Source organism: uncultured Pseudoxanthomonas sp., assembly GCF_947498795.1.
GTDB lineage: Bacteria > Pseudomonadota > Gammaproteobacteria > Xanthomonadales > Xanthomonadaceae > Pseudoxanthomonas_A.
On record NZ_CANMLQ010000001.1, the window covers coordinates 1257540 to 1280391 of the forward strand.

23 protein-coding genes are annotated in these 22852 nt (G+C 67.2%); 13 read left to right on the top strand and 10 right to left on the bottom strand.

Going from position 1 to position 22852, the window contains the following annotated elements:
* Nucleotides 1-73: 73 nt before the first annotated feature.
* From Q0907_RS06060 to nadE, 7 genes are read left to right on the top strand one after another with little or no spacing between them, the layout of a single operon-like run.
* A complete protein-coding gene (locus tag Q0907_RS06060; protein WP_299342523.1) occupies nt 74-1102 on the top strand; it encodes a ketoacyl-ACP synthase III in 1029 nt (342 codons plus the stop codon).
* A complete protein-coding gene (locus Q0907_RS06065; protein WP_296282949.1) occupies nt 1099-1350 on the top strand; it encodes an acyl carrier protein in 252 nt (83 codons plus the stop codon). The genes Q0907_RS06060 and Q0907_RS06065 overlap by 4 nt, the downstream gene beginning before the upstream one ends.
* The gene (locus Q0907_RS06070) at nt 1343-2488 is read left to right on the top strand and encodes a hypothetical protein (protein ID WP_299342525.1); all 1146 of its coding nucleotides are present in this window, start codon (nt 1343-1345) and stop codon (nt 2486-2488) included. Before Q0907_RS06065 ends, Q0907_RS06070 begins: the two co-directional genes overlap by 8 nt.
* A gap of 33 nt (nt 2489-2521) precedes the next feature.
* Entirely contained in the window at nt 2522-4459 is a 1938-nt protein-coding gene (gene asnB / locus Q0907_RS06075) for an asparagine synthase (glutamine-hydrolyzing) (RefSeq protein ID WP_299342526.1), read from the top strand.
* Nucleotides 4456-5985, top strand: a complete 1530-nt coding sequence (locus Q0907_RS06080) for a class I adenylate-forming enzyme family protein (RefSeq protein ID WP_299342528.1) — start codon at nt 4456-4458, stop codon at nt 5983-5985. The genes asnB and Q0907_RS06080 overlap by 4 nt, the downstream gene beginning before the upstream one ends.
* On the top strand, nt 5985-6272 hold the full coding sequence (locus Q0907_RS06085; protein ID WP_296282953.1) for an acyl carrier protein: 288 nt from the start codon (nt 5985-5987) through the stop codon (nt 6270-6272). Before Q0907_RS06080 ends, Q0907_RS06085 begins: the two co-directional genes overlap by 1 nt.
* Nucleotides 6269-7240, top strand: coding sequence for an NAD(+) synthase (nadE, locus tag Q0907_RS06090; protein WP_299342529.1), 972 nt, complete (start codon nt 6269-6271; stop codon nt 7238-7240). The genes Q0907_RS06085 and nadE overlap by 4 nt, the downstream gene beginning before the upstream one ends.
* Here nadE and hflD read toward each other — a convergent pair.
* The 4 genes from hflD to Q0907_RS06110 are packed head-to-tail and all read right to left on the bottom strand — an operon-like array spanning nt 7237 to nt 9901.
* On the bottom strand, nt 7237-7848 hold the full coding sequence (gene hflD / locus Q0907_RS06095) for a high frequency lysogenization protein HflD (RefSeq protein WP_299342531.1): 612 nt from the start codon (nt 7846-7848) through the stop codon (nt 7237-7239). The genes nadE and hflD overlap by 4 nt on opposite strands.
* Complete coding sequence (gene mnmA / locus Q0907_RS06100) at nt 7845-8963, bottom strand: tRNA 2-thiouridine(34) synthase MnmA (protein ID WP_299342533.1); 1119 nt, start codon at nt 8961-8963, stop codon at nt 7845-7847. Before mnmA ends, hflD begins: the two co-directional genes overlap by 4 nt.
* Nucleotides 8960-9421: an NUDIX hydrolase gene (locus tag Q0907_RS06105; RefSeq protein ID WP_299342535.1), complete on the bottom strand. Its 462-nt coding sequence runs from the start codon at nt 9419-9421 to the stop codon at nt 8960-8962. Before Q0907_RS06105 ends, mnmA begins: the two co-directional genes overlap by 4 nt.
* Nucleotides 9422-9901, bottom strand: coding sequence for a hypothetical protein (locus tag Q0907_RS06110; RefSeq protein WP_299342536.1), 480 nt, complete (start codon nt 9899-9901; stop codon nt 9422-9424). It abuts the gene before it with no gap.
* Nucleotides 9902-9992: 91 nt separating this feature from the next.
* On the opposite strand from Q0907_RS06110, the gene clpS reads away from it, so the two are divergent.
* Both clpS and clpA read left to right on the top strand, forming a co-directional pair.
* Nucleotides 9993-10313 carry an ATP-dependent Clp protease adapter ClpS gene (gene clpS, locus Q0907_RS06115; RefSeq protein WP_296281785.1) on the top strand — a complete coding sequence of 107 codons (321 nt, stop codon included), beginning with the start codon at nt 9993-9995 and terminating at the stop codon, nt 10311-10313.
* 151 nt (nt 10314-10464) lie between these two features.
* Nucleotides 10465-12747, top strand: coding sequence for an ATP-dependent Clp protease ATP-binding subunit ClpA (gene clpA, locus Q0907_RS06120; protein ID WP_296281783.1), 2283 nt, complete (start codon nt 10465-10467; stop codon nt 12745-12747).
* 66 nt (nt 12748-12813) lie between these two features.
* Here clpA and Q0907_RS06125 read toward each other — a convergent pair whose 3' ends face one another.
* The 6 genes from Q0907_RS06125 to trxB form a co-directional block, all read right to left on the bottom strand.
* On the bottom strand, nt 12814-13191 hold the full coding sequence (locus Q0907_RS06125) for a hypothetical protein (protein WP_299342538.1): 378 nt from the start codon (nt 13189-13191) through the stop codon (nt 12814-12816).
* Nucleotides 13192-13374: 183 nt separating this feature from the next.
* Complete coding sequence (gene infA, locus Q0907_RS06130; protein ID WP_055943174.1) at nt 13375-13593, bottom strand: translation initiation factor IF-1; 219 nt, start codon at nt 13591-13593, stop codon at nt 13375-13377.
* 86 nt (nt 13594-13679) lie between these two features.
* On the bottom strand, nt 13680-14426 hold the full coding sequence (gene aat / locus Q0907_RS06135) for a leucyl/phenylalanyl-tRNA--protein transferase (protein WP_299342540.1): 747 nt from the start codon (nt 14424-14426) through the stop codon (nt 13680-13682).
* A gap of 42 nt (nt 14427-14468) precedes the next feature.
* Entirely contained in the window at nt 14469-15596 is a 1128-nt protein-coding gene (locus tag Q0907_RS06140) for a GNAT family N-acetyltransferase (RefSeq protein ID WP_299342542.1), read from the bottom strand.
* A gap of 11 nt (nt 15597-15607) precedes the next feature.
* The gene (locus tag Q0907_RS06145) at nt 15608-16495 is read right to left on the bottom strand and encodes a metallophosphoesterase (protein ID WP_299342544.1); all 888 of its coding nucleotides are present in this window, start codon (nt 16493-16495) and stop codon (nt 15608-15610) included.
* Nucleotides 16496-16519: 24 nt separating this feature from the next.
* Nucleotides 16520-17473, bottom strand: a complete 954-nt coding sequence (gene trxB, locus Q0907_RS06150) for a thioredoxin-disulfide reductase (RefSeq protein WP_296281759.1) — start codon at nt 17471-17473, stop codon at nt 16520-16522.
* Nucleotides 17474-17761: 288 nt separating this feature from the next.
* Here trxB and Q0907_RS06155 point away from each other — a divergent pair, with 288 nt between their 5' ends.
* From Q0907_RS06155 to crcB, 4 genes are all read left to right on the top strand, one after another.
* On the top strand, nt 17762-20125 hold the full coding sequence (locus Q0907_RS06155; protein ID WP_299342546.1) for a DNA translocase FtsK: 2364 nt from the start codon (nt 17762-17764) through the stop codon (nt 20123-20125).
* Between the two features lie 92 nt (nt 20126-20217).
* The gene (gene lolA / locus Q0907_RS06160; protein WP_299342547.1) at nt 20218-20841 is read left to right on the top strand and encodes an outer membrane lipoprotein chaperone LolA; all 624 of its coding nucleotides are present in this window, start codon (nt 20218-20220) and stop codon (nt 20839-20841) included.
* Between the two features lie 47 nt (nt 20842-20888).
* Entirely contained in the window at nt 20889-22256 is a 1368-nt protein-coding gene (locus tag Q0907_RS06165) for a replication-associated recombination protein A (protein WP_296281754.1), read from the top strand.
* Nucleotides 22257-22278: 22 nt separating this feature from the next.
* Nucleotides 22279-22692 carry a fluoride efflux transporter CrcB gene (gene crcB / locus Q0907_RS06170; RefSeq protein WP_299342549.1) on the top strand — a complete coding sequence of 138 codons (414 nt, stop codon included), beginning with the start codon at nt 22279-22281 and terminating at the stop codon, nt 22690-22692.
* Nucleotides 22693-22852 lie beyond the last annotated feature (160 nt).

Below are 22852 nucleotides of genomic sequence, written 5' to 3' on the forward strand. Positions count from 1 at the left end.
GTCACATATAACGTTATTCGCGGAAACAAGGCACGTGCGGCGTCGGCTGCACCACGCAAGAAGGGGAGTCGAGTTGGCGCAGGCACGTATTCCGGGCATCCGCGTGGCGGGCGTCAGTACCTGCGTGCCAGCACGCCGGATCGACAACCTGGCCGAGGGCGAGCGCTATGGCGCGGACGAAGTGCGCAAGGTGGTGTCCATGGCCGGCGTGCGCCAGCGCCATGTGGTCGACGAGGGAACGACCGCGGCCGACCTTTGCCGTGACGCCGCCGAGCGGCTGCTGACGCGACTGGGGTGGGAGCGCGACAGCGTCACCGGGCTCCTATTCGTCACGCAATCGCCGGACTACTTCCTGCCCTCGACCGCGTGCGTCCTGCATGCATGGCTCGGTTTGTCCGACCGCTGTGCCGCCTTCGACCTGGGGCTGGGGTGTTCCGGCTATCCCTACGGACTGTACGTGGCTGCGGCCATGCTGCGGGCGGGGGGACACCAGCGCATCCTGATGCTGCATGGCGAGACACCCAGCCGTTTCACCGATCCGGCGGACCACGCCACCACGCTGCTGTTCGGCGACGCCGGGTCGGCAACGGCGCTGGAGACGGGCGACGACGAGGCTGCGTTCTGCCTGCATACCGATGGCGCCGGCCGCGAGGGGCTGATCATCCGCGGCGGGGCCTTCCGCGACCGGCATCCCGCCGACCCACGCCATCTGGCGCTGGAAATGGACGGCGCCGCCATCTTCAATTTCACCATCAAGCGCGTGCCGCCATTGGTGGCGGACACGCTGGCGCTGGCGGGGAAATCCGTGGACGACGTGGACCAGTACGTCTTCCACCAGTCCAACCGCTTCATCATGAAGCACCTCGCCAAGAAGTGCGGTCTCCCCGAGGCGCGCGTGCCCATGACGATCGAGGACACCGCCAACTGCGGCGGCCCCTCGGTCGCCGTCACGCTGACGCGCATGCTGGACAGCACGCACGACCGTACGGTGATGCTGCTGGGCTACGGCGTCGGTCTGTCGTGGGGATCGGCGTTGCTGCCCATCCGCGCCGGAACGCCGCTGCTGCATGGCGAGCTGGCTGCGCTGGAGGCGTCGGCATGAACGCCCCGCGCATGAGCGAACAGGAGGTCCTGGCGATGATGGCCGAGGCGTTCTCCGAAACCTCGCCGCTCACGCCGTCGATGCGGCGCGAGGACATCGATGGCTGGGATTCGATGGGGGCGCTGATGTTGATGGCGGAACTGGACGAACGCTTCGGCCTGCACCTGGATGCCGAGGAATCGCGTGCCATGCAGGTGGTGTCGGACCTCTTCGCCTACCTGCGCCGCCATGGGGTGATGGATGACTGAGGGCAGGGCGGCGCGCCCCACGCTTCCGCCACTGGCGACCACCACGCGCATGTTCGCGCGCAGCCTGGGCTGGTCGCCCGACCAGCTCACCGCGGCGTTCCGACCCGCCATCCGCGACGATCTTCCGGCGCTGCTGGCGTTCCGGCAGCGCACGGGGTGGGACGACGATGCCTACCTGCGCTGGCGTTACGGACTGGACACCGACGGCAGGGACGAGCCGGGGACGCTCTGGCTGCTGCGCGACGACACCGGCGTACTGGCCGTGATAGGCCGCGAGGCCCAGCGCATCCACCATGCGGGCCGCACGCTCGATGGCCAGTTGCTGATGGACATCCAACTGCGACCCGACCTGGAGGGCGGGGGCGGGGGCGTCTGGCTCAACCAGATGATGATGGCGAAGGCAGACGTGACGCTGGCGGTCGGCGCCAATGCGCATTCGATCGGTCTGGTGAAGCGCATGTTTGCCGCCCTGCCGCAGCGCAGTTACCGCGTACTCCCGCTGGACAGCGCCGAGATGCTGCGCCAGCACGGACTGGGCACGTTCGCCGTGCGCGTTGGCGCGCCGGTGCTGGATGCCGGCTGGTCGCTGGTGCATCGTGCCGCGCAGCGCAGGTCGCGGTCCGGGATCGATGTGGTCGAGGTGGCGCAGGTGCCCACGGCGGACATCGAGGCGCTTCGCGCGGTGTTGCCGCCGCAGGTTGCGTGCGTGATGCCGTCGCCGGAGCACCTGCAGTGGCGGCTGTTCGACAACCCGCGTGCGCGCTACGACCTGATGGTCGCTTACCGGGCAGGCGTGTGCGTCGGCTACATGGCGGTGCGGAACGTAGCGGCGGATGGAACGGGCAAGGCCGGACTGCACCTGCTCGACTGGAAGACCGCGGCCGGCGGCGCCGATGCCGCACTGATGGCCCTGCTGCAGGCCGCCGTTGCGCGTGCGCGCAAGGAGCGCTGCAGCCGGGTCTTCACCACGGTGCTAGACGAACAGGCCGCGCCGCTGCTGAAACGATTGGGTTTTCTCGGCCGCGAATCGCCGTCGCTGGTGGCGGGCGTGTATTCGGCGGTTCCGCTGCCCGGCAACGGCGGGCAAGGACGCTGGCAGATCACCGACCTGAGCTTCGACAGCGATGGCATCTACTGACGGGCCCTGCCGGGTGCTCACGGAGGACCCCGCATGTGCGGGCTAGCCGGCATGGCGCTGCCGGCAGGCGCCCCTCCGCCGTCGGCCGCCGTGCTGGAGGCCATGATCGGCACGCTGCACCACCGGGGTCCGGATGGCAGCCGGTGTCGCGTCGACGGCAGCGTGGGGCTCGCGCACGCCCGGTTGTCGATCATCGACCTGGACGGCGGCTGGCAGCCTATGGCCGATGCGGAAGGCAGCCTGCAACTCGTGTTCAACGGCGAGATCTTCAACCACGTCGAACTTCGCAGGGAACTGGAGCGGCAAGGACACGTGTTCGCAACCCGGTCCGATACCGAAGTGATCCTGCACTTGTACGCGCGCTACGGAGATGACTTCGTCGATCATCTGAACGGACAGTTCGCGGTCGCGCTGCACGACGTGCGGCGCCAGCGCCTCGTACTGGCGCGCGACCGCATCGGCATCCGTCCGCTGTACTACTACTGCGACGGAAGTCGCCTGGCGTTCGCGTCGGAAATCAAGGCGTTGCGGGCCGCCGGTTTGCCGTTGTCGCTGGATGTGGCGGCATTGGGCGACGTGTTCGGCTTCTGGTGCCCGCTCGGCGAGCGCACGACGTTCGACGGCGTCCGCCAACTGCCTCCGGGCCACCGGATGGTGGTCGACCTGCGCGTCGACCGCCTGGCGCCGAGGATCACGCCGTACTGGGCGTGGCAACCGCAGACGCCGACCGTCGATGCGGCCGGCGAAGACGCCTGCGCCGAGGAGCTGCACGCCCTGCTGGTCGACGCGGTAAGGCTGCAACTGCGGTCGGACGTGCCGGTGGGCGCTTACCTCAGCGGTGGACTCGACTCCTCCGCGATCGCGTCGCTCGCGCTGCGCCACGCCGGCGCCGACCTGCGCACGTTCTCGCTGGCCTTTGAAGACACCGAGTTCGACGAGCGCCCGTTCCAGCGATTGATGGCACAGGCGCTGGGCACGCGGCACAGCGAGATCACCGTGAGCCAGGCCGACATCGCCACGGCGTTCCGCGACGCGGTCTGGCATGCGGAAATGCCGCTGGTGCGCACGGCGCCCGTCCCGATGCTGCTGCTGGCGGGGCATGTCCGCGACCACGGTTACAAGGTGGTGCTGACGGGCGAGGGCGCCGACGAAGTCTTCGCAGGCTACGACCTGTTCAAGGAGGCGCAGGCCCGCCGCTTCATGGCGCGAGGTCCCGGGAGCCGCTGGCGGGGACGGATCCTGGAACGTCTCTATCCTTACCTCGCGCATTCGCCGGCACGCTCCGCAGGATTCGCTGCGCACTTCTTCGCCGAGGGCGGCGACCCCGCATCGCCGGGGTTCGCGCATGCGGCGCGCCTGCGCAGTACGCGGCGCGTGCTGCGCTTCCTGCATCCGGACCTTCGCGCGCAGGTCGACGCCGTCGATCCGCTCGCCGCGCTGGCAGCCCAGCTGTCGCCAATGGACGGTTGGGCGGGCCTGGACCGTGACCAGTACGTCGAAGCCAGCACGCTGCTGCCGGGCTATCTGCTGGCCGCCCAGGGCGACCGCATGGCCATGGCGCGTTCCATCGAAGGCCGGTATCCGTTCCTCGACCATCGCGTGATCGAGTTCGCCAACCGCATGCCTCCGACATTCAAGCTGCGCGGCTTGCGCGAGAAACGGCTGCTGAAGCGCGCGATGGCGAACGAGCTGCCGTCAGCCATCACCCAACGGCACAAGCAGCCGTATCGTGCGCCGGACAGCCAGTGCTTCTTCGCCGACGGACAGCTGCGCCCCTGGGTCGCCGACATGCTGGCGCCGGACCGTCTGGCCGCGAGCGGCCTGTTCGATGTGCGCGCGATCGGGCACCTGGTCGAGAAGTGCCGGGCGGGACGCGCCATCGGCTACCCCGACAACATGGCGTTCGTCGGCGTGCTGTCGCTGCTGGTGCTGCAGGAACGTTTCCTGCAGACAGCCGGACCCGGCGCGTGAAGCGGCTGCACGCGATGTTCGACGACACGGTACGGCGCGTGCCGCATCGCGTGGCGCTCGTATGCGGCGATCACCGGCTCGACTACGCCGGGCTCGATGCGCTCAGCCGGCGCGTGGCGGTCCGCTTGCGGGCACTTGGCGTCGTGCCCGGCGACCGGGTGGGCGTGCTGCTGGACAACAGCGTGGAAATGGTGGCGTCCCTCTGGGCGGTACTGCGTGCGGGCGCCGTCTGCATGCCCTTCAACCCGCAGACCAAGGCCGACAAGCTCGCGGGCATGATGGCCGGCACGCGCGGCAGGCTGCTCATCGCACAGCCCTCGCTGGCTTCCGTATGGCGTGCCGCACGCGCGGGATCCACCGGCGCGTGGCATGTGCTGACGATCGACGCCGCCTGGCACGGGCAGACGGACGAGCACCCGTGGCCGGAAAGCGACGCGCCGAGCGACGACGGCGTGCCGGTTGCGGAGACGGACGATGACACGCTCGCCTTCATCATCCACACGTCGGGCACGACCGGAGCACCGAAAGGCGTGATGCTGAGCCATCGCAATCTCGCCAGCGTCATGCAGACGGTAGCCTCGTACCTGGCGCTGCGGCAGGACGACGTGATTTTCAGCGCGCTGCCCCTGAGCTTCAGCTACGGACTGGGCCAGTGCCTGTTGTCGGCGCGGGTCGGCGCCACGCTGGTGCTGGACCGCTCGTTCGCGTTTCCCGCCAAGTCGCTGGAGATCCTGGCGCGGGAGCGGGCCACGGTGTTTCCCGCCGTCCCCACCATGTACGCGATGCTGGCCGGCATGGATGACCTCTCGCCATGGGACCTGTCGTCGCTGCGGCTGCTGACCAGCGCTTCCGCCCCGCTGTCGCCCGTCTTGCAGCAGCGCACGGCGGCGCGCTTTCCGGGCGCGGACCTGGTGGTCATGTACGGACAGACCGAGTGCACACGCATCAGTTACCTGCCAGCCGCCGAGCGCGAACGGCGACCCGACAGCATCGGGCGCGGCATGGCGGGGCAGACCTGCTGGCTGATCGATGACGCCGGCCGGCGCGTTCCGTGGGGCGGCACCGGCGAACTGGTCGTTCAGGGCGAACACGTGACGCAAGGCTACTGGGGTGCGCCCGCGCTGACCGCGGAGAAATTCATCGAGGGCGCCGAAGGGCAGGGCCGCGCGTTCCGCACGGGCGACCTGTTCCGCAGCGACGAAGACGGCTGGCTTTACTTCGTGGCGCGCAAGGACGACATCATCAAGACGCGCGGCGAGAAGGTCAGTCCCGTCGAGGTGGAAGCGGCCATCGCGCGCCTGCCTGCCGTCCGCGAATGCCTGGTGTCCGGCGTCCCCGACGACCTGCTGGGCCAGGCACTCAAAGCCTGGATCGTCCTGCAGCCGGGCGCGACGCTGTCGGAACGCGACGTCATCCGGCACTGCCTGGCCCACCTGGAAAGCCACATGGCGCCGCGCCACGTGGCCTTCCTCGACGACTTGCCACGTACTGACAATGGCAAACCTACACGCAAAGGACTTCCCTGATGGCGACAGCCGCCGCTTCCCCCGCTTCCACCCACGATGCCACGACGATCAAGGCGACGGTGCGCCGCTACATCGACGACTACTTCCTGATGGGCGCGGACGGGACCTATGCCGACGATGCATCGTTCATGGATGCGCAGATGCTGGACTCCACCGGCTTCCTTGAACTGGTGCAGTTCGTCGAAGACACCTATGCGATCAAGGTGGAAGACGCCGAGATGATGCCCGAGAACCTCGACTCGCTGGACGCCGTCGCCGCCTACGTGCTGCGCAAGGTCGCGGCATGAGCGTGCTGGGTCCCGCGGTACTGTCGATGGACCTGGAGGCGGAAGCCGAGAGGATCGCCGACTGGATGCGCGACGCTGTCCGTGGGATGCGCAGGCGCGGCCTGGTGGTGGCCATGTCCGGCGGCATCGACAGCTCCGTCTGTGCGGCGCTGGCCGTGCGGGCGGTAGGGACGGACCGCGTCTTCGGCCTGCTGTTGCCGGAACGCGATTCCAGCTCGCGCTCCACGGAACTGGGGCGCCAGCTTGCCACGCACCTGGGCATTGACGCGGCGGTGCACGACATCGCCCCGGCGCTCCAGGCCATCGGCTGCTATCAAGAGCAGGAAGCCGCCATCCGCGAGGTATTCCCGGCCTATGGGGCGGGCTGGAAGAACAAGATCGTGCTGCAGGGTGGCCTGGACGGCGGCATCAACTTCTACCGGTTGATCGTGGAGTCCCCGCAGGGCGAGCGCCACGAAGCGCGCCTGCCGACCGGCCCCTACCTCCGCATCGTCGCCGCCACCAACCACAAGCAGCGGCTGCGCAAGACGATGGAATACTTCCATGCCGACCGCCTGAACTACGCGGTGGTGGGCACGCCGAACCGGCTGGAGTACGACCAGGGTTTCTTCGTCAAGAACGGCGACGGTTCCGCCGACCTGAAGCCGATCGCGCACCTGTTCAAGACGCAGGTCTACGCGATGGCGCGGCACCTCGGCCTGCCGGACACGATCTGCTCGACCACGCCGACGACGGATACCTACAGCCTTCCGCAGGGCCAGGACGAGTTCTACTTCGCGCTTCCGTACGCACAGATGGACCTGGCGTTGTGGGCGTTCGAGCACGGGGTCCCGTCGGCTGACCTGGCGCCGGCCCTGGGCGTGGACGAACCCGCGGCAGCGGCGGTCTATCGCGACATCGTGGCGAAGCGCCGACAGGCAGCCTACCTGCATGCAGCGCCGTTGCGCCTGCCGGAAAGGACAGGCTAGGGCAGCCAGTCGTCCACGGCCTCGAGCATCTGCCGGCGGCCGAGGACGAAGTCCCACATCGAGCCGCCGAGCTGGCGCCACAGCACGGCCGAACGCACGGCGGCGAGCAGGATCGCGCGGATCTCCGCCACCACGCCCGGCTGCCCCAGGTAATGGGGATTGCCCTGGACCATCACGCGCGGACGCAGGTGGCTGATGGTGTCGGCATACAGGGCACCGAGCGAGGACAACACGTCGGGGTGGGTGCTGCCCTGTTGCTCCGCGCGCGGCGCGATGTCCGCCAGGCCGCGGGTGACGGCATGCACGGTGTCGTCCTCGCGGACGAAGCGTCGCTCCAGTTGCAGTACCGACATCGCCAGGCGGGAGAGGCCGTCATCCTGCGCCTCCTTGGCCAGGTAGCCGCGCAGCACGCGCAGGCCCGGCGTGATGTCGCCCACGCGGCCGTAGACCGCCAGCGGCGTCGCCGCGTCGATGCGGAACACGCTGTCCACCGCTGCCTGCACGGCCGAGCCTTCGGACTGGCCGGTCTCGGCAATACGGCGGACCTGGTGGAGGGCCTGCGCCAGGCCGGCAAGGGCCAGCACGCGGTCTGAATATCGATTGCTCAAGCTGCTTGCTCCGCGAGTTTCATTTCCAGTGGGGCGTCGGTGCGGGCGATCACTGCGCCTCCCAGGCATTCATCGCCAGCGTAGAGGACCAGCGACTGCCCCGGCGTGACGGCGCGCTGCGGCCGCAGGAAACGCACGGCGACGCTGCCGTCGTCCAGCACGTCCACTTCGCAGGCTTCATCCGGTTGGCGGTAGCGGGTCTGTGCCGTGCAGGTGAAGCGTCTGCCGGAGGGAGCGCCTGCCACCCAGTGGGCGGTTTCCGTCCACAGCCGTGAAGACATCAGGTGGGGACTTTGCGTGTCCTGGTCGACGTACAGCACGTTGCCGGCGACATCCTTGCCCACGACGTACCAAGGTGCCTGTGGGCGGCCGCGCACGCCGCCGATCTGCAGTCCTTCGCGTTGCCCCAGAGTGAAATAGAAGACGCCCGGATGCTCGCCGATCACCTGGCCCGAGGGGTCGCGCATTTCGCCTTTCTTCGCCGGCAGGTAACGCCCGAGGAACTCGCGGAAGTCGCGCTCGCCGATGAAGCAGATGCCGGTGGAATCCTTCTTGTCGTGCGTCTGCAGCCCGGCCTCGCGTGCGATGCGGCGCAGGTCGGCCTTGTGCAGGCCACCGATCGGGAACAGCGTGGCCGCCAACTGCGCCTGGCCCAGCTGGTGAAGGAAGTAGCTCTGGTCCTTGCCGCGGTCGACACCGCGCAGCAGGCGCCAGCGCCCATCCTGCTCGTCGATGCGCGCATAGTGGCCCGTGGCGATCTTCTCGGCGCCCAGGTCGCGGGCCGCGTCGAGGAAATGCTTGAACTTCACTTCGCGATTGCACAGCACATCGGGGTTCGGGGTGCGGCCGGCGGCGTATTCGGCGAGGAAGTGCTCGAACACGCCCTTCCAGTATTCGCCCGAGAAGTCGCGGAAGTGGAAGGGGATGCCGAGGCGGCCGCAGACGGCCACGGCGTCGCGCCGGTCGTCTTCCGCGCGGCAGTCACCGCTGCCGTCGTCGGCCCAGTTCTGCATGAACAGGCCCGCCACGGGCTCGCCCTGCTGGACCAGCTGCAAAGCGGCGACGGAAGAATCCACGCCGCCGGACACGCCGACGATGACGCGGGGCGCTTTCATGCGATCTGCTGCAGTGTCGACAGGGGGGAGCGGCGACCGGCCAGGAAGTCCTGCACGACCTGCCACACCAGCGGGCTGCGATGGCGGTGCGACTGCGACTGCAGTTCGGAGGGCGTCAGCCACAGCGCCTGCACGATGCCGTCGTCGAGCGGACGATCCGGCAGGTGGCGCACCGGATCGGCGGCGAATGCGAAGCGCAGGTAATGGCGTCCGGTCTCGGCCTTCCATTGATAGGCCCCGATGAACGCAGTCGGCGCGACTTCCCAGCCCGTCTCTTCCAGCGTCTCGCGGCGGGCCGCTTCAAGCAGGCTTTCATCCGGCTCCAGGTGCCCGGCCGGCTGGTTGAAGACCACGCGCCCCTGCGCGCGCTCTTCCACCATCAGCAGCTTGCCGTCGCGGACCACCACGGTGGCCACGGTGACATCCGGCTGCCAGAAGCGTCCCTCGCGGTAGCTCACTTACAGCTCGTCCTTGTCGCCGGAGAGTTCGATCTCCTGGTTGTCCGCGGTCTCGGACGCGATGTCCATGGCGGATTCCAGCGTGGCCGCGTCGACACTGTCCGGCAGCTTGATGACGAAATAGAGCACGTCACCGGAGATTTCCCAGCTGCCCAGTTTCTTGCCACGGCTGTCCGCCAGCAGCGCGAGCGCCTTGGCGCCGTCGATCCCGTCGGCCGCTACCCGACCCGCCGGCGAGAAGACCTCGCGCACGCTCATGCCGTTGATCTGCTCGGTCCGGCCGGACACGAACACCAACTGCGTGCGGTTCTCCTGCTTGTAGGAATACGTCACCTTGTAGTCGCCGTCCGCGTCGACCTCGAACTGGATGCCGCGCGCCTTCAACCGGGCATCCACCGATGCATCGGCCGCCAAGGCGGGGGCGGCAGCGGCGGCGCACAACAGCAGGGCGGCAGGCAGTCGGGACAGCATGGGCTTCATGGCGGGCTCGTCGGATAAGGATGTCGCATTGTGGCCGGGGTCACGCATGGCGTCCATGCGGTGGGCGGCGGCGGGCGCCTATAATCGCCGCATGCCCCACAAGAACGAAAACGAGCGCGACCATGGCCTGATGGTCGATACCAGCCGGCCCGAAGTCGCGCCGCCGCCGCAGTACCAGGTCCTGTTGCTCAATGACGACTACACCCCGATGGATTTCGTGGTGACGGTCCTCCAGCAGTTCTTCGCCATGGACCTGGAAAAGGCCACCCAGGTGATGCTGCACGTACACACCCGCGGCCGCGGCGTCTGCGGGGTGTACACCCGCGAGGTCGCCGAATCCAAGGTGGCCCAGGTCAACGAGTTTTCCCGTATGAACCAGCATCCCCTGCTGTGCACGATGGAGAAGTCCTGAGGGGGACCGGTGCGGGCACGCCGGGTCGGATACGGTGTGGGGGCACCGCCGCGCGGGACAAGGCAACGATCCCTGAACACTGAAATCCGGTAGGGTGATGGAAAACCGCCCGCCAAGCCGCATATTGTCGGCATAGGCCCCGGAGGCAACCATGTTCAGCAAAGATCTCGAGCAGACCATCGGCCAGTGCTACAAGCGCGCCCGTGAAGCTCGGCACGAATTCATGACCGTCGAGCACCTGCTGCTCGCGCTCCTCGAAAACCCCTCGGCACAGGCCGTCCTGAAGGCGACCGGTGCGGATGCCAACCGCCTGCGCGCCGACCTCGAGCAGGCCATCGAAGCCTCGGTCTCGCGGCTGGCCGAGGACGACGGCCGCGATACCCAGCCGACGCTGGGCTTCCAGCGCGTGCTGCAGCGCGCCGTGTACCACGTGCAGTCCTCCGGCAAGAAGGAGGTCACCGGCGCCAACGTGCTGGTGGCGATCTTCGGCGAGAAGGACTCGCACGCGGTCTACTTCCTCAACCAGCAGGACGTCACCCGGCTGGACATCGTCAACTACTTGTCCCACGGGATCGCCAAGCAGGGTGAGGAGAACGATGCGGGCGGGTCCTCGGACGGCGAGGGCAAGGCGGAAGGCGCGGAGGGCGAGGGCAAGGGCGATGCCCTGACCGAGTTCGCCAGCAACCTGAACGAGATGGCCCGGCAGGGCCGGATCGATCCGCTGGTCGGTCGTGGCGACGAGATCGAGCGGACCATCCAAGTGCTGTGCCGCCGCCGCAAGAACAATCCGCTCTACGTCGGCGAGGCCGGCGTGGGCAAGACCGCGCTGGCCGAGGGCCTGGCCAAGCGCATCGTCGAAGGCGAGGTGCCCGACGTGCTGCTGGATGCCGTCATCTACTCGCTGGACCTCGGCGCGCTGGTGGCCGGCACCAAGTACCGCGGCGACTTCGAGAAACGCCTGAAGGGCGTGCTGGCTTCGATCAAGAAGATTCCCGGTGCCATCCTGTTCGTCGACGAGATCCACACCATCATCGGTGCCGGATCGGCCAGCGGCGGCACGATGGATGCCTCGAACCTGATCAAGCCGGCGCTGGCATCGGGCGAACTGCGTTGCATCGGCTCCACCACGTTCCAGGAGTATCGCGGCATCTTCGAAAAGGACCGTGCGCTTGCGCGCCGTTTCCAGAAGATCGACATCGTCGAGCCGACCGTGGGCGAGACCTACGAAATCCTGCAGGGCCTCAAGCCCAAGTACGAAGCGCACCACGGCGTGACCTACGCCGACGATGCGCTGCAGGCGGCGGTGGATCTGTCGGTGAAGCACATCGGCGACCGCCTGCTGCCCGACAAGGCCATCGACGTCATCGACGAGGCCGGCGCGCGCCAGCGCCTGTTGCCCATGGAGACGCGCAAGGAGCTGATCGACGTCGAGGAGATCGAAACGATCGTCGCCAAGATGGCGCGGATCCCGGCCAAGCAGGTGTCTTCGTCCGACAAGGACGTGCTGCAGCACCTGGAGCGCAACCTGAAGATGGTGATCTTCGGGCAGGACCCTGCCATCGAGACCCTGGCATCGTCCATCAAGCTCGCGCGCAGCGGCCTGGCGAACCCGGAAAAGCCGATCGGCAACTTCCTGTTCGCCGGCCCCACCGGCGTGGGCAAGACCGAAGTGACCAAGCAACTCGCCCTTCAGCTGGGCATCGAGCTGGTCCGCTTCGACATGTCCGAGTACATGGAACCGCATTCGGTCAGCCGCCTGATCGGCGCGCCTCCCGGCTATGTGGGCTTCGACCAGGGGGGCTTGCTCACCGAGAAGATCGTCAAGACCCCGCACTGCGTGCTGCTGCTGGACGAGGTGGAGAAAGCGCATCCCGACATCTTCAACATCCTGCTGCAGGTCATGGACCGCGGCGTGCTGACGGATACCAACGGCCGGGAGGCGAACTTCAAGAACGTCATCCTGGTGATGACGACCAACGCGGGGGCTGCGCAGGCCTCGCGCCGGACGATCGGCTTCATGCAGCAGGACCACTCCACCGATGCGATGGAAGTGATCCGCCGCAGCTTCACGCCGGAGTTCCGCAACCGCCTGGACGCCATCGTGCAGTTCCAGGGCCTGGGTTTCGACCACATCCTGCGCGTGGTGGACAAGTTCATCATCGAGCTGGAGATGCTGCTGCAGGAAAAGCACGTCAGCCTGTCGGCCACGCCGGCGGCCCGCGATTGGCTGGCCCAGCACGGCTTCGATCCGCTGATGGGTGCGCGACCCATGTCGCGCCTGATCCAGGACAAGGTGAAGCGGCCCCTGGCGGACGAACTGCTGTTCGGCAAGCTGGTGGATGGTGGCCGCGTCAGCATCGACGTGCGCGACGGCGACCTGGTAGTGGATGCGCAGGCGGAGCCGGAGCGCTTGTTGCCTGCCACAGTGTCGTAAGCAGAAGCCTACCTGCGCAACGAAAAGGCGGCCATGCGGCCGCCTTTTCCGTTCTCATCGGCCGCGTCAGCGCGAGGCGCGCTTCTTGCGCGTGGCGAATTCCTCTGCCGTCACGGCTTCAACGGCGCCGACCCGGCACGTGTCGCGCGTGGTCTTCACGCGGGTGCCGGCGCCGCAAAGGCGATTGGGCTGGCCGTCGGTGCTGATCTCCACGCGCGAGGTCATCGTGATCGAATCGCAGGTGCGCTGGAACAAGACGCGGTAATGATCGTCGCCATTGCGCAGGAAGAACTGCTGCCCTCCGCCCGCGCGCACGATTTCCTGATCGCTGCCCAGGTCCACGCAGTCGGTGATGGCCTCGCCGGCGGAGGCGGCAAGGGCGGCAAAGGGGGCGATCGCGACGGCCAGTGCGGCCAGCAGGAGGAGGGGGCGACGGGAGTTCATGGCGGCTCTCTTGTGGTCAGCGCCCAGAGCGGGCGCCAGGCATGCTGAGGCCGCCGGGCTGCGGGGGAATCTGCCTGAAGTCGCCATGACGACCGACCCCGTGCCCTTCGTCATGGGAACATACTGACGTCCAGAACGAGAAAAGCGGCCTGAGGCCGCTTTTCAATCAATCACTTATGCGATTTACTTCATGCGATAAGTGATACGACCCTTGGTGAGATCGTACGGGGTCATTTCGACCTTCACCTTGTCGCCGGTCAGGATGCGGATGTAGTTCTTGCGCATGCGGCCGGAGATGTGGGCGATGATTTCGTGCCCGTTCTCCAGCTTGACCCGGAACATGGTGTTGGGCAGCGTCTCGGCGACGGTGCCCTCGAATTCAATGGAATCGTCTTTCGACATGTAAGCCTATGCTGTGCCGCGAGGGATGGCGGGTGCCATGAAGCCGCGCATTGTACGCCAGCCGTGCCTCCGGTGCAAAAATTCCGTTATGGCGCCGAGACTTGCGACAGCGAGACGGCGTCCAGTACGCCAAACCGGTCGGTCCAGGGCCCTTCCGGCGAGGCCAGGTCGACGAGGCGGGCGACCTGACCCAGGAAATCCTCGCGCGGCATGAGGGCCCCGCCCAGCGAGTGCAGGTGGTCGTTCTCCACTTGCGCGTCGATCAGCGGCCAACCCCACGCCCGCAAGCGGCTGGCCAGCGCGGCCAGCGCGACTTTCGAACCGCCGGAGCGTCCACTGAACATGCTCTCGCCGAAAAACATCCTGCCGATCGCAACGCCGTAGATGCCCCCCACCAGTGCATCCCCCTCGAATACTTCGACCGAGTGCGCGTCGCCCTGCCGATGCAGGTCGATATAGGCCTGGCGCATGCCGGACGTGATCCACGTGCCCTGTTGGCCGGGCCGCGGCGAGCGGGCGCAGGCGGTGATGACCTGTTCGAAACAGGTATCCGCTCGGACCCGCCACGCGCAGCGTTTCAGTCCACGGCGAAAGCGCGTGGACAGTCGCACCTGGTCGGTAGGGAAGACCATGCGGGGATCCGGCGACCACCACAGCGGCGGCTGACCCGCGGAGAACCAAGGGAAAATGCCGTGGCGGTAGGCGTTGAGCAGGCGTGGCCGGGACAGGTCGCCGCCGATGGCGAGCAGTCCGTCCGGGTCGCGCATCGCGCTGCCCGCGGGCGGGAACGGGGCGTGGGGATCGGAAGGCAGGACGAACGGCCGCTGTCGCATGCGGGGATTGTAGGCGTCATCCCGCTGCCGGTGCCGCGATACTCACGCGCGATGCTTGAATGGCGTGTGCGTTGTCAGGGTATGGGCGTAACGGCGCACCGCGACAGCTTCCTCGGCACACCAGCGGGACAGCGCCGCGGAGAAGTCGGGGTGGGCGATCCAGTGCCGCGAGTGCACCAGCGTCGGCAGGAATCCGCGTGCGAGTTTGTGCTCTCCCTGCGCGCCGGGCTCGAACACCGTCAGGCCTTCGCGCAGGCAGTAGTCGATGCCCTGGTAGTAGCAGGTTTCGAAATGCAGCCCGGGCAGATGGGACGCCGCGCCCCAGTAGCGACCGTACAGCGTGTCGCCGCCCCGCAGGCACAGCGCGCCCGCGATGATCCTGCCCTCGTGCTCGGCGAAGAACATCACCACCTGCCGCGGCATGCTGCGCGCAAGGTGCCGCAGGAAGTCGAGCGTCAGCGCCGGCGAGTTGCCGTAGTCACGGAAGGTCTGCAGGTAGAAGCCGAACATGGCCTCCAGCTCGGCATCGCTGGCCTCGTCCCCGTGCACGGTGCGGAACGTCGCGCCGGTGCGCAGGACCTTGGCCCGCTCCTGGCGGATGTTCTTGCGGTGCTTGTGGTCGAACTCGGCGAGGAAGCCGTCGAAGTCACGCCAGTGGCCGGGATTCCGCCAGTGGTACTGCACGTCGATCCGGGGCAACCACGATGCGGGAAATGCCGCATCCTCGCCGGATGTTGGGAAGTTGACATGGGCCGACGACAGACCCAGCCTGCGCGTTTCCTGCTGTATCGCCGTCAGTAGCGCCTGACGCGCAGGGTCATCGCGCGCGAGCAGGCGCGGACCGGTGACCGGCGAATACGGTACGCCCCCCAGCCACTTCGGGTAGTAGTCCAGTCCGTGCTGCGCATAGGCGTGGGCCCACGCGTGGTCGAACACGAACTCGCCATGCGAGTTGTCCTTCAGGTAGCCGGGTACTGCGGCGACCAGACGCTCTTCGTCCCAGAGCGTCGCATGATGCGGGGACCACCCCCAGTCTTCGCGCAGGCAGCCGTGCGCTTCCAGGCCCTGCAGGAACGCGTGGGCAACGAAGGGGTTGCGTCCGTCATGCAGGGCATCCCAGGCCGGCGGCGGCACGTCGGCGAGAGAGGGAAGGAAGCGGACGTCGGCCATCGGCACGCAGACTACGGACGCAGGTCGAGCAGGTCGATGGTGGGCGGATTGAAGAGCCGCATCGGCAGGCCGATCTCACCCGTCCCCACCGTGGTGTAAACCCGCACGCGCCCTTCCGGCGTGGCCAGGTACTGCTCGCCCCGATCGAATCCATACCGGCTGGGAATCACGTGCCGGTAGATCCACGGAAGGCGGATCTGGCCGCCATGCGTATGGCCCGCCAGTACCAGCGCGGTCTGCCGCGGGTCCAGTCGGATCGCACTGTCCGGATTGTGGGTGAGTACCAGGGTGGGGAGGGCCGATGGCACGCCCGACAGGAAAGCCGGATCGTCCCGGTCGGCCCAGCGATCCCCCAGTCCGGCCAATCGGAAGCCGCCCAGCGTTACCGACGTGCCTTCGATCACCGTGACGCCATGTCCGGCCAGGGCGGCGCGCAATTCCGTATCGATGTCGGGCCCCGGTGCCTGCTGGTCATGGTTGCCCAGCACCGCGTACGACGGCCGTCGCAGCCCGGCGAGTGGCGCGAACATGGCCTGCAGCGAGGCGCCGTCGGGTTCGTAGGTGAAGTCGCCCGCGATCAAGACGGCATCGGCCTGCAACGTATTGATGCGGTCGACCAGGCGCCGCAGGTACGCCGCGCCCTTGTAAACGCCCAGGTGGATGTCACTGATCAGCACGAGCCGCAGCGGGGCGCCGGTTCCGTCAAGCACGGTCTGCTGTACCCGGATGCGCTGCGGCTCGACGAAACGTGCCCATGCGAACAGCAGGCAAACTGCAAGCAGTAGTACGAGCCATCCGCGGCCGTGTCGATGGCGCAGCCGCCACAGCAGCCACGCCATGACGGGCCAGACGAGCCAGCTGCCGTAGAACAGGCATTGCTTGATCAGCAGCTTGTCCATCCTTGGAGGCCGCCCGCGTCGGTGTCAGGCGTCCTTGTCGAGGAAGCGCTCGGCATCCAGCGCCGCCATGCACCCGAAGCCGGCCGAGGTAATGGCCTGGCGATAGTGCTGGTCGGTCACGTCGCCTGCCGCGAACACCCCGGGGATGGTCGTGGCCGTGGCATTGCCTTCGATGCCCGAGCGGATCTTCAGGTAGCCGTTGCTCATGTCCAACTGGCCTTCGAACAACCCGGTGTTCGGCGTATGGCCGATGGCCACGAAAAAACCGTGCACGTCGATGTCGCGCGTGCTGCCGTCCTGCACGGACTTCACGCGGATGCCGGTAACGCCGGCCTCGTTGCCCAAGACCTCGTCGACCGTGTGGTGCCACACCGGCTCGATCTTGCCGGCCTGGATCTTGGCGAACAGCTTGTCCTGCATGATCTTCTCGGCGCGCAGCGTATCCCGGCGATGCACCAGATAGACCTTGCGGGCGATGTTGGACAGGTACAGGGCCTCCTCCACGGCCGTGTTGCCGCCCCCGATTACCGCCACGTCCTGGTCGCGGTAGAAGAACCCGTCGCAGGTGGCGCATGCGGACACGCCGCGTCCCTTGAAGGCCTCTTCCGAGGGCAGGCCCAGGTACTTCGCGGTCGCACCGGTGGCGATGATCAGCGCGTCGGCGGTGTATTCGCCGGCGTCGCCGATCAACTTGAACGGGCGCTTGGACAGGTCGGCCGTGTGGACGTGGTCGAAGATCACTTCGGTCTCGAAGCGCTCCGCATGCGCCTGCATGCGCGCCATCAGGTCCGGGCCCATCAGGCCGTGCGCATCACCGGGCCAGTTGTCGACCTCCGTCGTGGTCATCAGCTGGCCGCCCTGTTGCAGGCCGGTCACCACGACCGGCTTCAGATTGGCGCGGGCGGCGTAGACGGCAGCGGTCCAGCCGGCGGGGCCGGAGCCCAGGATCAACAGGCGGCAGTGCTTCGAAGTGCTCATGTATACTCGCGAAAAAGGGTGATCGGGCAGGCAACGACGCGCTATCGCATCGTCCGCAGGCACATAGAGTGGCGTTGCGTATCCGGCGAATCAAGGCGCGCAGATGGAAAGCGGTGATGCAGGCCGGGACCCGGACAGGTCAATCGAAGACGCTGCGCGACCGCGCGGCGTTTTTGCTATCCGGTCCTCGACGGCACCGGCCGTCGCCGCCACTCCCGTGCTGTCGCATCGCACACGATTCGTTTAGTATCAATCACTAACAGAAATTTCCTAAGGTCTGGTCCAAAGGTGGCGAAGCAGCTCCCGGACAACGGCAAATCCAAGGGCGGCAACGCCGCAGCGCGCAAGCAGGCGGCGCCGCCGAATCCGCGCAGGCAACGCCTGTGGCGCGACCTGGCGCTGATCGCGATCGCTCCGCTGCTGCTCTACCTGCTGGCCAGCCTCTTTACGTTTTCGCCGCAGGACCAGAGCTGGTCTCAGTCCGGCAGCATCACCGCGCCGGTGCACAACATGGGCGGGCTTGCGGGCGCCTATCTGTCGGCGTTGCTGCTGTCGCTTTTCGGCTATGTGGCGTTCGTGCTGCCCTTCATCCTCGGTGCGATCGCGTGGATCGCGCTGTTCGGCATGGACACCGACGGCGACGGGCAGGCGGACCTGGGGCCGGCATTGCGCCTGATCGGCATGGTCGCCTTCCTGATCTCGGCCACGGGCCTGCTGTTCATGCGCGGTGTGCCGGCCGACTCGCTCACCGACGGTGCCGGCGGCATCCTCGGCACGCTGGTCGGCAAGTCGCTGCTGAAGCTGTTCGGCGGCCTGGGCGGCAACCTGTTCCTGCTGGTGCTGTTCCTGGCTTCGGTGACGCTCGCCACCGGCCTGTCCTGGTTCGCGGTGATGGAGCGCATCGGCAAGTACGTGCTGATGCTGCCCGACCTGTTCCGCCGTGGCGGGCAGCAGGCGAACGAATGGCAGCAGACCCGCGCCATGCGCGAAGAGCGCGAGATCGTCCGCAAGATCGACGCCGTCGCCCGCGCCAAGCGCGAACCCGTCAAGATCGAGCCGCCTGCGCCGTCGGTGGTCGAGAAGAGTGAACGCGCCAAGCGCGAACAGCAGATCCCGTTGTTCCACGGCACCGGCGGCGACGACTCCGGCCTGCCGCCGCTGTCCCTGCTGGACGATCCCAAGCCGCAGACCAAGGGATATTCGGAAGAAACGCTGGAAACCCTGTCGCGGCAGATCGAATTCAAGCTCAAGGACTTCCGCATCGATGTGCAGGTGGTCGGCGCCTATCCGGGACCGGTCATCACGCGCTTCGAGATGGAGCCCGCGCCCGGCGTGAAGGTCAGCCAGATCAGCTCGCTGGACAAGGACATCGCGCGCGGCCTGTCGGTGAAGTCGGTGCGCGTGGTGGACGTGATCCCGGGCAAGTCGGTAATCGGCCTGGAAATCCCCAACACCAGTCGCGAGATGATCTTCCTGTCCGAACTGTTGCGCTCGAAGGAGTACGACAAGTCCGGCAGCGTGCTGACGCTCGCGCTTGGCAAGGACATCGCCGGCCGGCCCACCGTGGCCGACTTGGCGCGCATGCCACACCTGCTGGTCGCCGGCACGACCGGTTCGGGCAAGTCGGTGGCGGTCAACGCGATGGTGCTGAGCCTGCTGTACAAGGCCTCGCCGAAAGACCTGCGCATGCTGATGATCGACCCGAAGATGCTGGAGCTCAGCGTCTACCAGGGCATCCCGCACCTGCTGGCCCCGGTGGTCACGGACATGAAGGAGGCCGCCAACGGCCTGCGCTGGTGCGTGGCGGAGATGGAGCGCCGCTACAAGCTGATGAGCGCGGTGGGCGTGCGCAACCTGGCCGGCTTCAACAAGAAGGTCAAGGACGCGATGGACGCGGGCCAGCCGTTGATGGACCCGTTGTTCAAGCCGAATCCCGACCTGGCCGAAGCGCCGCGCCCCCTCGAGCCGATGCCCTTCATCGTCATCTTCATCGACGAATTCGCCGACATGATGATGATCGTCGGCAAGAAGGTCGAGGAACTGATCGCACGCCTGGCGCAGAAGGCGCGTGCCGCCGGCATCCATCTGATCCTGGCCACCCAGCGCCCGTCGGTGGACGTCATCACCGGCCTGATCAAGGCCAACATTCCCACCCGCATCGCGTTCCAGGTCAGCTCGAAGATCGACTCGCGCACGATCCTGGACCAGTCGGGCGCCGAGACGCTGCTGGGCCACGGCGACATGCTCTACCTGCCGCCGGGCACGGCGATGCCGGAACGTATCCACGGTGCCTTCGTGAGCGACGAGGAAGTGCATCGCGTCGTCGAGCATCTCAAGGCCAGCGGCACCGCGGACTACATCGAAGGCGTGCTGGAAGAAGTCCAGACCATGGGCGATGGCATCGTCGTCGGTCCGACCGGCCTGCCGGAGTCCGGCGGCGGTGGCGGCGACGAGTCCGATCCGCTGTACGACGAGGCGGTGAAGATCGTCACCGAGAGCCGCCGGGCCTCGATATCGGGGGTACAGCGCCGCCTGAAGATCGGCTACAACCGCGCCGCGCGCCTGATCGAAGCGATGGAGGCGGCAGGTGTCGTCACGCCGCCCGAGCACAATGGCGACCGCCAGGTCCTGGCACCGCCGCCACCGCGCTAACTGAACGGCTGAAGTTCCGTCGAGTGCAGTCATCAGCCTGTTCAGTTTCGTCCCGGCACACTCCCGCCAACACCTTCCCACCGGAACGCACCATGCTCCGCACCGCACGCCTTGCCATCCTCGCCACTGCCTTGCTCGCCAACAGCGCCTTCGCCGGCGCACGCAACGAGTTGAAGACGTTCACCACGGGACTGAAGGGCCTGGATGGCCAGTTCACGCAGAAGGTCTATGACGGCGGGGGCAAGTTGAAGGAGACCTCGAATGGCCGAGTCGCGCTGTCCGCTCCGCGCCTGTTCCGTTGGGAGTACAACAAGCCGTACGAGCAACTGATCGTGGCCGATGGCAAGAAGGTGTGGGTCTACGACCCCGACCTGCAGCAGGCCACCGTCCGCGAGCAGGGGGTTGAAGAAGAGAACAGCCCGCTCGCTGCACTGATCGACCCGGGCAAGCTCGACCAGCAGTTCAAGGTGGCGGAGGGCGCGGGGCAGGGTGGCGTGCAATGGCTGACGCTGACGCCCAGGCAGGAAGGCGATGCCAGCTTCCAGACGGCGCGCCTGGCGTTCACGAACGGCACGCTGGTGAAGATGGAAGTGAAGGACGCGGTGGGCCAGCGCACCGAGATCAGCTTCTCGGGATGGAAGCGCAATCCGGCGTTTTCCGCCGGCACGTTCAAGTACGCGCCAGCCAAGGGTGTCGACGTGGTCGGTGGACCCTGACACGCACGCGTCAACGAGCCTTACGGGCCACGACGTTACAATGACGCGTGGCCAGGACACGCACCCCTCTCGAACCCCAGGTCGACCTGCTGAGCGCAGACACTGACGCGCTGCGTCCGCTGGCCGAGCGGATGCGTCCGCGTACGCTGGACGAAATGGTCGGGCAGCGCCGTCTGCTGGCGCCGGGCAGCGCTCTCCGTCGCGCGGTGGAATCCGGCCATGTGCATTCGATGATCCTGTGGGGGCCGCCTGGTTGCGGCAAGACCACGTTGTCGTTGCTGCTGGCACGCTATGCCGACGCGGAATTCAAGGCGATCTCGGCCGTGCTGTCGGGTCTTCCCGAGGTCCGGCAGGTGCTGGCCGAAGCGGCCCAGCGATTCGCCGGCGGGCGTCGCACCGTGTTGTTCGTGGACGAGGTGCATCGCTTCAACAAGGCGCAGCAGGATGCGTTCCTGCCGCACATCGAGCGCGGCACGATCATCTTCGTCGGGGCGACCACGGAAAATCCGTCGTTCGAACTCAACTCGGCCCTGCTGTCGCGGTGTCGCGTGCACGTGATGGAAGCGGTGTCGCCGGAGGACATCCGGCAGGCGCTGCAACTGGCACTGGCGGATGGCGAGCGCGGGCTTGGCGATCTGGGGCTTCATGTCGACGCTGAGGCGTTGCTCGAGATTGCGACGGCCGCGGACGGCGACGTCCGGCGAGGGCTCACGTTGCTGGAGATCGCCGCGGAACTGGCGGCCGACGAAGGTGGGCGCATCACACCTCAGACGCTGGTGCAGGTACTGGCGGACCGCACGCGCCGCTTCGACAAGGGTGGGGAGCAGTTCTACGACCAGATCTCCGCCTTGCACAAGTCGGTGCGCAGTTCCAATCCCGACGGAGCGGTGTACTGGCTCGCGCGCATGCTGGATGGCGGCTGCGATCCCGCCTATCTCGCGCGCCGCATGACGCGGATGGCCGTGGAAGACATCGGACTGGCGGATCCCCGCGCGCTGCAGATGGCGATCGATGCGTGGGACACGTATGAGCGTCTCGGAAGTCCCGAGGGAGACCTCGCCCTGGCGCAACTGGTGATCTACCTCGCCAGCACCGCGAAATCGAATGCGGGCTACATGGCATTCAACGCGGCGAAAGCCGATGTGCGCGAGTACGGCACGCAGGAGGTACCGATGCACCTGCGCAACGCGCCGACCAAGCTGATGAAGTCGCTCGGTTACGGTACCGGGTACCAGTACGACCACGATGCCGAAGGCGGCATCGCGTTGGACCAGACCGCATTCCCCGACGCCATGGGCGAGCGGACGTACTATGCGCCGGTCGAGCGCGGGCTCGAGATCAAGTTGAAGGAAAAACTCGATCGCTTGCGCGAGGCCCGCCGACAGGCCCGGACGCGGGCCGGCCGCGACGACTGAACTCCAAGACAGGACACGACGCATGCCGGTACACGCCTGGATCTGGTGGCAACAGCTGGCGCTGGTGATGGCGGGTGGCGCCCTCGGCGCGGCGGCGCGCTTCTGGCTCGGCGGCGTCCTGCTGCGCCAGCTGGGGACCGGATTCCCGTGGGGCACGTTCGCGGTGAACATGATCGGCTCGTTCGCCGCCGGTTTCCTGGCCATGTGGCTGGAAGCCCGTGGTCCTTCGGCGATCTACTGGCGCGCGTTCCTGATGGTCGGCTTGCTGGGCGCGTTGACCACGTACTCGGCGCTGATGGTCGAATGCCTGCTGTTCGCGCGTTCGGACCGGCAGGGCAGTGCGCTGGGATATCTCGCCGTCACGCTGGTCGCCGGCCTGCTGCTGGTATGGCTGGGTGCACGCGTCGCGGGCGCGGTTCGCGCGCCGGCCTGGTAAGGCGCACAACGTCGTCCGGATCTCTTGCCGGACATCCATGTTCGACCTGTCACAGCGCCGCGACTGAGCGGACGAACGGTCCCTGCTCGAACAGATTTTTAACCTTGTGCCGGGTTGCGGATAACGAGTGCCGTGCAACCGTGACCCGCGTCGCTTTTTA

Bases quoted from the DNA above. Each gene is read 5' to 3' on its own strand.
- Q0907_RS06065 (WP_296282949.1), top strand. From the start codon at position 1,099: ATGAACGCCCCGCGCATGAGCGAACAGGAGGTCCTGGCGATGATGGCC.
- Q0907_RS06070 (WP_299342525.1), top strand. From the start codon at position 1,343: ATGACTGAGGGCAGGGCGGCGCGCCCCACGCTTCCGCCACTGGCGACC.
- asnB (WP_299342526.1), top strand. From the start codon at position 2,522: ATGTGCGGGCTAGCCGGCATGGCGCTGCCGGCAGGCGCCCCTCCGCCG.
- Q0907_RS06085 (WP_296282953.1), top strand. From the start codon at position 5,985: ATGGCGACAGCCGCCGCTTCCCCCGCTTCCACCCACGATGCCACGACG.
- nadE (WP_299342529.1), top strand. From the start codon at position 6,269: ATGAGCGTGCTGGGTCCCGCGGTACTGTCGATGGACCTGGAGGCGGAA.
- mnmA (WP_299342533.1), bottom strand. From the start codon at position 8,963: ATGAAAGCGCCCCGCGTCATCGTCGGCGTGTCCGGCGGCGTGGATTCT.
- Q0907_RS06110 (WP_299342536.1), bottom strand. From the start codon at position 9,901: ATGAAGCCCATGCTGTCCCGACTGCCTGCCGCCCTGCTGTTGTGCGCC.
- clpS (WP_296281785.1), top strand. From the start codon at position 9,993: ATGCCCCACAAGAACGAAAACGAGCGCGACCATGGCCTGATGGTCGAT.
- clpA (WP_296281783.1), top strand. From the start codon at position 10,465: ATGTTCAGCAAAGATCTCGAGCAGACCATCGGCCAGTGCTACAAGCGC.
- Q0907_RS06125 (WP_299342538.1), bottom strand. From the start codon at position 13,191: ATGAACTCCCGTCGCCCCCTCCTCCTGCTGGCCGCACTGGCCGTCGCG.
- infA (WP_055943174.1), bottom strand. From the start codon at position 13,593: ATGTCGAAAGACGATTCCATTGAATTCGAGGGCACCGTCGCCGAGACG.
- aat (WP_299342540.1), bottom strand. From the start codon at position 14,426: ATGCGACAGCGGCCGTTCGTCCTGCCTTCCGATCCCCACGCCCCGTTC.
- Q0907_RS06140 (WP_299342542.1), bottom strand. From the start codon at position 15,596: ATGGCCGACGTCCGCTTCCTTCCCTCTCTCGCCGACGTGCCGCCGCCG.
- Q0907_RS06145 (WP_299342544.1), bottom strand. From the start codon at position 16,495: ATGGACAAGCTGCTGATCAAGCAATGCCTGTTCTACGGCAGCTGGCTC.
- trxB (WP_296281759.1), bottom strand. From the start codon at position 17,473: ATGAGCACTTCGAAGCACTGCCGCCTGTTGATCCTGGGCTCCGGCCCC.
- lolA (WP_299342547.1), top strand. From the start codon at position 20,218: ATGCTCCGCACCGCACGCCTTGCCATCCTCGCCACTGCCTTGCTCGCC.
- crcB (WP_299342549.1), top strand. From the start codon at position 22,279: ATGCCGGTACACGCCTGGATCTGGTGGCAACAGCTGGCGCTGGTGATG.